Source organism: Streptomyces sp. S3(2020), from assembly GCF_013044505.1.
Taxonomy (GTDB): Bacteria; Actinomycetota; Actinomycetes; order Streptomycetales; family Streptomycetaceae; genus Streptomyces.
Genome location: NZ_JABERD010000380.1, coordinates 1 through 4,907, shown reverse-complemented (window position 1 = coordinate 4,907; position 4,907 = coordinate 1). Strand labels below are relative to the sequence as shown.

The following is a 4,907-nucleotide window of genomic DNA, read 5'->3' as shown; positions in this document are numbered from 1 at the left end:
AATCGCGTAAATCCATAGACGCTAATTAAGAGTCTCTGAAACGTCGATATTATATTATACCATCAGAAAGCGACATGCGAGTTGCACAGGACTCTCGTGGGCGCGGAGATGTACATAAGGACCAGCACCCGGCCCGTCCCGGCGTTCCCGCAGCCGACGAGCCCGACACCCCCCAGGGCGGCAAGGCCCCGCTGCACGGCCCGGGCGGCAGACCGGCGGTGATCAGGACGCCGGCCACCACCCGCGCCGAGATCATCACGCGGGCCAAGACATGGGTCGCCGCCCAGGTGCCGTACAGCATGTCGGAGTACTGGTCCGACGGTTACCGGCAGGACTGCTCGGGCTTCGTCTCGATGGCCTGGAACCTGCCCGGGAACGAATGGACGGGCAGCCTCGACCAGTACGGGGTGAAGATCCCCAAGGACGATCTCCAGCCCGGCGACATCCTGCTGTTCCACAATCCGGCGGACCCCCAGAAGGGCTCGCACGTGGTCATCTTCGGCGGCTGGACGGACTACACGCACACCTACTACATCGCCTACGAGGAGACCCGCCCGCGCGCCCGCAAGCAGGCCACCCCGTACGCGTACTGGAGCAACTCGGCCCGCTACACCGCCTACCGCTACAAGGGGCTGATGGCGGGCACGGCGGGCAGCGACAAGCCCAGCGAGCCGGGCGAGCCGTCGGTGGTGGAGGCCGTTCCGTACCCCGGCGCCGCCTACTTCGGTCCCGGAGCCAACAACAAGTACGTCACCGAGTTGGGCCGCATGCTCGTCGAGCGCGGCGCCGCGCGCTACTACACCTCGGGTCCGGGCCCCCGCTGGACGGACGCCGACCGCCGGGCCACCCAGGCCTTCCAGCAGGCACAGGGATGGCGGGGCCGGGACGCGGACGGGCTGCCCGGGGCGCAGACCTGGGCGCTGCTGGCGACGGGCCAGGGCAAGGACATCACGACCGGTGCGGCCGGGCCCGCCGCACCGGGGGCACCCTCCTCGCACGGGGTGTCCGGCTATCCGGGGCGGGCGATGTTCCGGCCCGGCGTCAGCAACAAGTACGTCACCCTGCTCGGAAAGCAGCTGGTGAAGAAGGGGTTCGGCAAGTTCTACACGACCGGTCCCGGTCCCCGCTGGGGCGAGTCGGACCGCCGGGCCGTGGAGGCCTTCCAGCGCGCCCAGGGCTGGCGGGGCGGCGCGGCGGACGGCTATCCGGGGCCGGAGACCTGGCGGCGGCTGTTCGCGTAGGCCGCCGTCCCGCAACATCCATCCACTGTCATGACGTTTCTGGCGCGGAGGCTGGAGGCACGCATGAGCACGACCACTTCCCACACCCCCTCACCGACACCGGAGCCCGAAGGGCCCGCCGAGACGACCACCGCGTCCCGGCCCGCCCGGCTCATCCAGAACGAGGCGACCACCGAGATCCCCGTCCATCTGCTGTTCCGTGACGACCCGGACCCGGCACCGGTGCCGCCGGGCCCCGCCGTCGTGCGGCGCCGCCCGGGCACCGGCGAGCAGCCGCGCTTCCGGCGTCCGGCGCAGGCCGGACCGCGTCCCGCGCCCCAGGTCGACCCTGACCTCGTGGAGCGGCCCGCGCGCGTGCTGCCCGGCTCGGCGGGGGTGCTCGCCGGGACCTGCGGGGCGGCCGGGTGCGTGGCCACCTCGTGGTGGGCGGGCGTGCTCCCGCCGCTCGCGGTGGAGGCGCTGCGGCTGCCGGAGTACGCCGGGACCGGGCTGGGTCCCGCCCAGTGGGCCGCGTACGCCGGGGCCGTCGCCCTGAGCCTGTTCGGCTTCGGCGGACTGGCGCGCGGGCGGACCGGGCGGGCCTGGGTGCTCGGCCTCTTCGGCCGCTACCGGGGCACGGTCCGGCGCACCGGCCTGATGTGGGTCAACCCGCTGCTGCTGCGCCGCCGGGTCGATGTCCGGCTGCGGCACTGGCGCAGCGAGCCGATGCCGGCGGCCGACGGCAACGGGGTCGCGCTGCGGGTGGTCGTCCTCGTGGTGTGGCGGGTGCGGGACACCGCGCGGGCCACGCTGGGGGTCGAGGACCACGAGACGTATCTGCGCGAGTGCGTGGAGGCGGCGCTGGTGCGGGTGCCGGTGGAGCCGCCGGGTTCGGCGCGGACGTCGGTGGACTCGGCGACCGACGCGCTGACCCGGCTGGTGGCGGTGGACGCGGCGCCGGTCGGCCTGGAGGTGTTCTCGGTGCAGCCGGTACGCGTCGAGTACGCCCCCGAGGTCGCCGCCGCGATGCACCGCCGCCGGATCGCCGCGCTGGACGCCCAGCACCGGTCGAGCGTGCTGACCTCGGTCGTGGACTCGGTGGAGGACACGGTGACCCGCCTGACCATGCGCGGCCTGGTCGAACTGGACGACTACGAACGCAAGGCGCTGGTCAAGGACTTGACGGTGGCGTTCTGCGCGGGGCGCGGGGAGGCGGGTCAGTGATTGGTCTGGACATGCTCAAGTAACCGCAATAATCTGGGACTTGGTCTAGACCTGCACGGCTCACTGAACTTCCCCCACGTTCTCCAGGGAGCGGCAGCATGCGCAAAAAGACCAAGTGGTACGCCGCCGTGCTGGGCCTCAGCACGGCCGGAGCCCTCGTACTCTCCTCCGGCGGCGCGAGCGGACACGGCTACACCGACCTCCCCATCAGCAGGCAGAAGCTCTGTCAGAACGGCACCGTGACCAACTGCGGCGACATCCAGTGGGAGCCGCAGAGCGTCGAGGGCACCAAGGGCTTCCCCGGGTCCGGCCCGGCGGACGGGGCGATATGCAGCGGCGGCCTGAGCCGGTTCAGCCAGCTCAGCTCGCCGAGGACCCCCTCGGGCGGCGCCTGGCCCACCACCAAGGTGACGGGCGGTCAGAGCTACTCGTTCCGCTGGCAGTTCACCGCACGCCACGCCACCACGGACTTCAAGTACTACGTCACGAAGGCGGGTTGGAACCAGAACCACAACCTGGCCCGCTCCGACCTCAACCTGACCCCGTTCCTCACGGTCCCGTACAACAACCAGCAGCCCCCGGCCACCCTCTCCCACAGCGGCACCCTGCCGTCGGGTCTGAGCGGCCGCCACATGATCCTCGCGGTATGGACGATCGCGGACACCGGCAACGCCTTCTACGCCTGCTCGGACGTCACGTTCTGATCGACTCCGGCAGGGTCCGCGTTCCGTGAACCCCTGCTTCAACCTGTGATGCCCCTGATGGTCGCCCTCCTGGTCCGGGGCGGATGCGTACTCGTGCGCCGGACCAGGGAGCGGCGGCCCCGGCAAGGACACGACCGGCATGGTGTTCGGACTGTTCTTCATCGGGGCGGCCGTCATCGCGATCCTGTACGACTGGACGGCCGTGCGGGAACTCTGAGCCTTACTTGAGACAGTCCGGCACTCCCGGCGGGTACGTTCCCTCCACGATCAGTACTCTGACCACGGGGGAAGCACCATGGACGCCATCTTCTACGCGGTACCCGGCCTGATCCTGGCCTTCGTCCTCTTCCTCGCCTACCGCGTGCTGCACCGCTCGTTGCAGATCCGCAGCGCCTGGAACAGCGGGCTGACGGCGGAGGGCCGCTGTCTGCGGGTGTTCACGACGATGCACGGCGGCGGCAACGACACGTCCGTGCACACGACGTTGCACCACGTCTACGAGTTCACCGCCCGCGACGGCCGCACGATCCGCTTCGAGGAGGAGGACGGCCCGGCGACGAACCTCGAGGGCGACTTCGTCACCATCCACTACGCCGAGGGCCAGAACGTGGTCGCCACCGCCAAGCCGCCGCAGCGCGGCAGGCTGACGGCGTCCACCGTGGGCTTCCTGGCGTTCTTCGGTGTGGCCGTGGTGTTCTGTGTCGGCTTCATGGTCACGTACCACCAGATGTCCGAGGAGTTCGACTTCGGCGGCGACGACAGCGGCACCAGCACCGTCGTGGTCGACGGCGTGACGATGACTCCGTGACCCCATGACGCTCATGGCCCTCCACATCTGACGGTCCATCAACTACCGTGCGCCGCCATGGAGTCCAACAGGCGCACGGTCGCGGAACTCGTCGCCGCCCGGTGGGGCGACCACCGGCCGGGGCTGTGGTTCGAGGAACGGACGCTCACCCATCACCAGGTCGCGGCCGGCGCCGCGGCCCGGGCGGCGCTGCTGACCGAGCTGCTGCCACCGGGTGCCCATGTCGGCGTCCTCCTCGACAACACCCCGGAATACCCGCTCTGGTTGAGCGCCGCCGCCCTCGCCCGCACCGCCGTCGCCGGCATCAACCCCACCCGCCGCGGCCCCGAACTCGCCCGCGACATCCTGCACACCGAGTGCCGCGTCCTGATCACCGAGCCGGCCCAGCTGCCTCTGTTGGAGGACCTCGAACTGCCCGGTGTCCAACTGCTGGTGACCGGCACCGAGGAGTACGACACCCTGCTCGCGCCCTATGCGGACGCGCGACCGGATGCCTCCGCCGCCGACCCGGGCGACCGTCTCCTCCTCTACTTCACGTCCGGCTCCACCGGCGCCCCCAAGGCCGCGATCTGCTCCCAGGGCCGGCTGGCCGCCGCGGGGCGATCACTGGCCGACCAGTTCGGGGTCCGGCCCGACGACGTCCACTACGTCTGCATGCCGATGTTCCACGGCAACGCGGTGATCGCCGACTGGGCGCCCGCGCTCGCGGCCGGGGCGGGGGTCGCGCTACGGCGGCGGTTCTCGGCGTCGGGGTTCCTGGCGGACGTACGGCGCTACCGGGCGACGTACTTCACGTATGTGGGCCGGGCCGTGCAGTACCTCCTCGCGACCCCGGAGCGCGACGACGACCGGGACAACCCGCTCCGTATGGGCTTCGGCACCGAGGCCGGGGCGGTGGACGCCGCGGCCTCGGTGCCGAAGCCCATACGGAGCGGTCTCTTATACCCATCT

General features: G+C 70.9%; 5 protein-coding genes. All 5 read left to right on the top strand.

All coding sequences use genetic code 11. From position 1 onward, the window contains the following. Positions 1–74: 74 nt before the first annotated feature. Positions 75–1,241 carry a peptidoglycan-binding protein gene (locus tag HLK59_RS48065; RefSeq protein ID WP_240983068.1) on the top strand — a complete coding sequence of 389 codons (1,167 nt, stop codon included), beginning with the start codon at positions 75–77 and terminating at the stop codon, positions 1,239–1,241. A gap of 63 nt (positions 1,242–1,304) precedes the next feature. Next, positions 1,305–2,444, top strand: coding sequence for an SPFH domain-containing protein (locus HLK59_RS48060; RefSeq protein ID WP_171148002.1), 1,140 nt, complete (start codon positions 1,305–1,307; stop codon positions 2,442–2,444). A 98-nt stretch (positions 2,445–2,542) separates the two neighbouring features. After that, positions 2,543–3,148, top strand: a complete 606-nt coding sequence (locus HLK59_RS48055; protein WP_171148001.1) for a lytic polysaccharide monooxygenase — start codon at positions 2,543–2,545, stop codon at positions 3,146–3,148. Positions 3,149–3,443: 295 nt separating this feature from the next. Then, positions 3,444–3,956 carry a DUF3592 domain-containing protein gene (locus HLK59_RS48050; RefSeq protein ID WP_171148000.1) on the top strand — a complete coding sequence of 171 codons (513 nt, stop codon included), beginning with the start codon at positions 3,444–3,446 and terminating at the stop codon, positions 3,954–3,956. Between the two features lie 57 nt (positions 3,957–4,013). Further along, on the top strand, positions 4,014–4,907 hold an 894-nt coding region (locus HLK59_RS48045), incomplete at its 3' end, for an AMP-binding protein (protein ID WP_171147999.1).